The sequence below is a fragment of the uncultured Corynebacterium sp. genome (genome assembly GCF_946998835.1).
Taxonomy (GTDB): domain Bacteria; phylum Actinomycetota; class Actinomycetes; order Mycobacteriales; family Mycobacteriaceae; genus Corynebacterium.
In genome coordinates this window covers 1-4,124 of the sequence record NZ_CAMQAZ010000060.1, presented here as the reverse complement: position 1 = coordinate 4,124, position 4,124 = coordinate 1, and the positions used below count along the sequence as shown (strand labels likewise).

At 60.4% G+C, this 4,124-nt stretch carries 3 protein-coding genes; all 3 read left to right on the top strand.

Annotation, left to right across the window (positions count from 1 at the left end; genetic code table 11):
• The first annotated feature begins 150 nt into the window (after window positions 1-150).
• The 3 genes from nrdI to nrdF all read left to right on the top strand — a co-directional run bounded on the left by nrdI (window position 151) and on the right by nrdF (window position 3,974).
• Window positions 151-660, top strand: coding sequence for a class Ib ribonucleoside-diphosphate reductase assembly flavoprotein NrdI (gene nrdI, locus Q0U90_RS11475; protein WP_016664109.1), 510 nt, complete (start codon window positions 151-153; stop codon window positions 658-660).
• Window positions 657-2,831, top strand: coding sequence for a class 1b ribonucleoside-diphosphate reductase subunit alpha (gene nrdE / locus Q0U90_RS11470; protein ID WP_016664110.1), 2,175 nt, complete (start codon window positions 657-659; stop codon window positions 2,829-2,831). Before nrdI ends, nrdE begins: the two co-directional genes overlap by 4 nt.
• A gap of 114 nt (window positions 2,832-2,945) precedes the next feature.
• Entirely contained in the window at window positions 2,946-3,974 is a 1,029-nt protein-coding gene (nrdF, locus tag Q0U90_RS11465; RefSeq protein ID WP_016664111.1) for a class 1b ribonucleoside-diphosphate reductase subunit beta, read from the top strand.
• Window positions 3,975-4,124 lie beyond the last annotated feature (150 nt).

The following is a 4,124-nucleotide window of genomic DNA, read 5'->3' as shown; positions in this document are numbered from 1 at the left end:
GGTTCGGTATGACGTAGTCTGTACTTCGGCGTGTCGTAGATTTGTGAGATTATTCGTGCTAAACACTATATGTGGTGCCCGCAATGTGGGTCAGGACTAGATGTAGGGGTGGGATTGCTGAGGCGCAAATGCTGAGAGGAGAACATGCTGATGAGTGAACGCAGGGAAGGCCGAACACGAAGCGTCGCGGAGGTGCGAGTGCTCGAGGGGCAAGATTCACCTGACCTGGTGTTTTTCTCGAGCGTTTCGGAGAACACCCTCCGCTTCGTCGAGAAGCTCGAGCGCCCGGCGGTGCGGATCCCACTCCGACCGCGCACAGAGGGAATGATCCGAGTGACCAGGCCCTACGTGCTCGTGGTTCCGACCTACGGCGGCGGAGCGCAGGCCGGGGCGGTGCCGCGGCAGGTGATTACGTTCCTGAACGATCCTGCAAACCGCGCGCTGATCCGCGGCGTGATTACCGCGGGGAACACCAACTTCGGTGAGCACTACTGCATCGCAGGACCGATCATCTCAGCCAAGTGCAAAGTTCCTGAGCTGTACCGCTTTGAACTTCTTGGCACCAACCGCGACGTTGCTCGAGTCAAGGCTGGTTTAGACGAATTTTGGGCACGACAGAACACATTAGAAGCAGAAGCAAATGAGGAGGACGTCGCATGACGATCGCCACACCATCAGAAACAACCACCCCCAACACTGCACGGGTTGGCGGGGTCGGCGAGCGGAAGGACTACCACGCGCTCAACGCCCAGCTGAACCTGTTTGCGGCGGACGGGTCGATCCAGTTTGACAAGGATCACGAAGCGGCGGAGGCCTACCTGAACCAGCAGGTCATCCCGAACACGAAGCAGTTCGCTTCGGTGTGGGAACGCCTGGAGTGGCTGATCGAAAACGAGTACTACGAAGCCGAATACCTGCGCGCCTACGACAAGGACTTCGTCGAGCGCCTCCACGAACAGGCCGACGCTTTCGGGCACAAGTTCCAGACCTTCCTCGGTGCGTTTAAGTTCTTCACCTCCTACGCGCTGAAAACCTTCGACGGCAGCCTCTTCCTCGAAAACTTCGAGCAGCGAGTTGTTGCCACGGCGCTGTTCCTCGGTCAGGGTGACGAGGAACTGGCTTCGAAGACGGTCACCGAGATCCTCTCGGGCCGTTTCCAGCCGGCAACTCCGACGTTCTTGAACGCGGGTAAGAAACAGCGCGGCGAGCTCGTGTCGTGCTTCCTGCTGCGCGTTGAAGACAATCTCGAATCGATTGGCCGCAGCGTTAACTCTGCGCTGCAGCTGTCCAAGCGCGGCGGCGGTGTGGCGCTGCTGCTGTCAAACCTCCGCGAGGCGGGTGCCCCGATTAAGCAGGTCGAGAACCAGGCTTCCGGTGTTGTTCCCGTGATGAAGATCCTCGAAGACAGCTTCAGCTACGCGAACCAGCTCGGCGCTCGCCAGGGCGCAGGCGCTGCGTACCTGCACGCGCACCACCCCGACATTATGCGGTTCCTCGACACGAAGCGTGAAAACGCTGACGAGAAGATCCGCATTAAGACCCTGTCGGTTGGGGTTGTGATTCCGGATGTGACCTTCGAACTGGCTAAGCAGAACAAAGATATGCACCTGTTTAGCCCCTACGATGTGCTTCGCGAAACCGGTATTCCGCTTTCGGATCAGTCAATCACCGAGCGCTACGACGAGTTCGTCGCGAACCCGCGGATCCGCAAGACCACGATCAGCGCGCGCGAGTTCTTCAAGACCCTCGCTGAGCTGCAGTTCGAGTCGGGCTACCCGTACGTGCTGTTCGAAGACACTGTGAACCGTGCGAACCCGCTCGAGGGGCACATCAACATGTCGAACCTGTGCTCGGAGATTCTGCAGGTGAACACCGCCTCTGAGTACGACGCCGCAATCGGGTACGAGACGATCGGTCACGACATTTCGTGCAACCTCGGCTCGCTGAACATTGCGCAGGCAATGGCCAGCCCGGACTTCGGCGCAACCGTTGAGATTGCGGTGCGGGCGCTGACGAGTGTGTCGGATCAGACCGACATTCAGGCGGTGCCGTCAATTGCCGAGGGTAACCGTGCGTCACACGCCATCGGCCTCGGCCAGATGAACCTGCACGGCTACCTCGCTTCGCAGCGCATCCACTACGGCAGCGAAGAGGGAATTGACTTCACCGACGCGTACTTCCGCACGGTGACCTACCACGCGCTGCGCGCTTCGAACCAGCTGGCGATTGACCGCGGTGCGACCTTCGCGGGCTTCGAGAAGAGCGACTACGCTGACGGCAGCTACTTCGACCGTTACACGGCCGAGGAGTGGGTGCCAGAAACCGCGCGGGTGCGTGAGCTCTTCGCCGAGGCTGGAGTTGCGCTGCCGACGGTTGCGGACTGGGAACAGCTGCGCGAGTCGATCCGCGAACACGGTATCTACAACGCGTACCTGCAGGCGGTGCCACCGACCGGGTCGATTAGCTACGTGAACAACTCGACGGCTTCGATCCACCCGATCGCCTCGAAGATTGAGATTCGTAAAGAGGGCAAGCTCGGCCGCGTGTACTACCCGGCTCCGCACATGACAAACGACAACCTCGAGTTCTTCGAAGACGCCTACGAAATCGGCGCCGAGAAGATCATCGACACCTACGCTGCTGCGACCAAGCACGTGGATCAGGGTCTGTCGCTCACGCTGTTCTTTAAAGACGAGGCGACCACTCGCGACATCAACCGCGCGCAGATCTACGCGTGGCGCAAGGGCATCAAGACGCTGTACTACATCCGCCTGCGCCAGCCCGCGCTCGAGGGAACCGAGATCGAAGGCTGCGTTTCCTGCGCGCTGTAGTCGCGTTCGCGCCCGCGTGTGCGCCCGTGCTGCGCGCGCGGGCGCACCGCGCGCCGTCCGCGCACTCCGCGCACTGACCACCAGACACCACTAGTGAAAGAGCTTTATTGAACTATGACTGATCCGTTGAACACCGACCGCCCGCTGCAAGAGATCTCGGTCACCCCGCCGTCGTACCGCCACGACCCGGCAGCGCGGCTGCGCCCCATTAACTGGAACCGCGTCACCGACGACAAAGACCTCGAGGTGTGGAACCGTCTGACCGCGAACTTCTGGCTGCCAGAGAAGGTGCCGCTGTCAAACGACATCCCCGCGTGGCAGAAAATGACCCAGGAAGAGCGCACCCTCACGATGCGCGTCTTCACCGGTCTGACCATGCTCGACACCGTGCAGGCAACTGTCGGTGAGATCGTGCAGATCCAAGACTCCCGCACCGAACACGAAGAGGCCGTCTACACCAACATTGCGTTCATGCAGTCGGTGCACGCCCGCTCGTACTCCTCGGTGTTCTCAACGCTGACGAGCACCCCGGAAATCGACGACGCCTACCGCTGGGCAGTTGCCAACGATCTGCTGCAGGAACGCTGCAAGAAGGTGCTGCACCACTACTACGGCGATGATCCGCTCAAGCGTAAAGTGTCTTCGACGCTGCTGTCGTCGCTGCTGCTGTACGCAGGGTTCTACCTGCCGCTGCACTTCTCGGTGCACGCGACGCTGACGAACACCGCAGACATGATCCGCCTGATTCTGCGTGACAAGGCAGTGCATGGTTACTACTCGGGTTACAAGTACCAGCGCGGACTCGAGACGCAGAGCAAAGAGCGTCAGGAAGAGATGCGCAAGTTCACCTTCGACCTGCTGGAAGAGCTCTACGAGCTTGAGCTGCAGTACTCGGGTGAGCTGTACGAGCCGCTCGGCCTGATGGACGACGTTGCCGTGTTCGTGCGTTACAACGCGAACAAGGCGCTGATGAACCTCGGTTACCCGTCGCGGTTTACCGCTGAAGAGACCGAAGTGAACCCTGAGATTCTCGCGGCGCTGTCACCTGGCAGCAACGAAAACCACGACTTCTTCAGTGGATCAGGATCGAGCTACATCATCGGTAAGGGCGAAGACACCACCGACGACGACTGGGACTTCTAGGCTCAAGGGCTTAACGGCTCGAGGGCTCAGCGGCTCGATTCGGGCCGCACCGTCCGAATAGCGCACCGCGGGTTGGACGCTGGCACACGCCGGCAACCTTCCCGCGGTGCGCTGTTTTGTGCCCGAGCCAGCGCGATTCTTGTCGACTAT

Coding starts and splice junctions, on each gene's coding strand:
- nrdI (WP_016664109.1), top strand. CDS start 151: ATGAGTGAACGCAGGGAAGGCCGAACACGAAGCGTCGCGGAGGTGCGA.
- nrdE (WP_016664110.1), top strand. CDS start 657: ATGACGATCGCCACACCATCAGAAACAACCACCCCCAACACTGCACGG.
- nrdF (WP_016664111.1), top strand. CDS start 2,946: ATGACTGATCCGTTGAACACCGACCGCCCGCTGCAAGAGATCTCGGTC.